2 protein-coding genes are annotated in these 1,435 nt (G+C 24.9%); both read left to right on the plus strand.

The features are described from left to right. The first annotated feature begins 182 nt into the window (after nt 1-182). Entirely contained in the window at nt 183-773 is a 591-nt protein-coding gene (locus CAMP5060_RS08060) for a bacteriohemerythrin (protein WP_158211391.1), read from the plus strand. 21 nt (nt 774-794) lie between these two features. Next, complete coding sequence (locus CAMP5060_RS08065) at nt 795-1,364, plus strand: hemerythrin family protein (RefSeq protein WP_158211392.1); 570 nt, start codon at nt 795-797, stop codon at nt 1,362-1,364. Nucleotides 1,365-1,435 lie beyond the last annotated feature (71 nt).

Below are 1,435 nucleotides of genomic sequence, written 5' to 3' on the forward strand. Positions count from 1 at the left end.
TCTTTGTAGTTTTATTTTTAATATTTTTACCAAATAAGATATTATTTTAATATTTTATAAATTAATATCAATTTTATTGCAAATGTTTAAAATTTATTATATAATTCCACCCGTTTTTTTGTATGTGTAATGTAGATTATATTATTTATTGCTCGATTATAAAATATCTAAAAAGGAAATTTATGATTAAATGGGCAAAAGAATACAGTGTACATAATAAAATTATCGATGAACAGCATAAAGTGCTATTTGATATAGCAAAAAAAGCTTACTTGATTGCTGAAAATCATGCAAGTATAAACGAGATCAAATTAGTCTTAAGTGAACTTTTTGAATATGTAAAGACTCATTTTAAAGATGAAGAAGCTTATATGGAAAGCATAGCTTATCCTGATTTAGAGCATCATAAAAGAATTCATCAAGAAATAACAGCTTCATTAATTGCTTTGGTTAAAAATATTAAAACTGTGAATGAATTTAAAGAGCAATTAAATATTATTACAGAAAAGTGGCTTTTAGAACATATATTAAAAGAAGATATGAAATATTACAAATATGAAAAACAAAAACAACTCCAAGCAAAAGAAAGTACTTTTGAAGAAGATGTTGCGTTGACAGAAAGTACTTTTGAAGAAATAACACCAAAATATATTCTTTATGTTTGTGGCTGTTTAAATGAAAAACACAAAATTCCTCATCATTTGCATTTACAAATTCTTGATGGAGCAAGATATAGTTGTAAAGTTTGTAAAAAACCAATTCGTATAGAGTGATTTTTTGTGGAAGCATTCCCTGTGTGGAATGATAAATACAGTATAGAAAATGTGGACATAGATTTGCAACACCAAACTCTTTTTAGCTTGGCAGATAAAACAGCTAAACTTTTAAATAGACATATTTATAAAACAGAGGTTAAAGAGCTATTAAGTGGTTTTTTTGATTATATGCGAATTCATTTTAAAGACGAAGAAGATTATATGTACACTATTAACTATCCATATTTATCAGAACACAAAGCAATGCATAAAAAAATTATAAAAGACATGAGTGCATTACTTAGTGAATGTACTAGCACTAATGATCTTAAAGAAAAACTTTACAAAATAGTATCAGTATGGCTTTTGGAGCATATTGTAGAGCATGATATGAGGATTAATAAATTTAAGAAAAGTCTAGAAAAAAAGGAGTTGATAGAAGAAAAAGAAAAAGATGATAAATTTGAATATATTTGTGGATGTAAAGGTATGATTCATAAGCTTGATTATGGCTTACATGTAAAAATAAAATATCTAAACATAGCCTATAAATGTAAGAAATGTTCTAAAGAATTAAGTTTTAATTTTATGGAAGATAATTTAGACTAATTTATCATCTAAATTATTGTGAAAATAAGTTTTATAGCTAAATATTTTTAGTTATAAAACTATTTCAGTCC

Source organism: Campylobacter sp. 1569 (assembly GCF_024723675.1).
In the GTDB taxonomy this organism is placed as follows: Bacteria; Campylobacterota; Campylobacteria; order Campylobacterales; family Campylobacteraceae; genus Campylobacter_D; species Campylobacter_D jejuni_C.

Bases quoted from the DNA above. Each gene is read 5' to 3' on its own strand.
- CAMP5060_RS08060 (WP_158211391.1), top strand. From the start codon at position 183: ATGATTAAATGGGCAAAAGAATACAGTGTACATAATAAAATTATCGAT.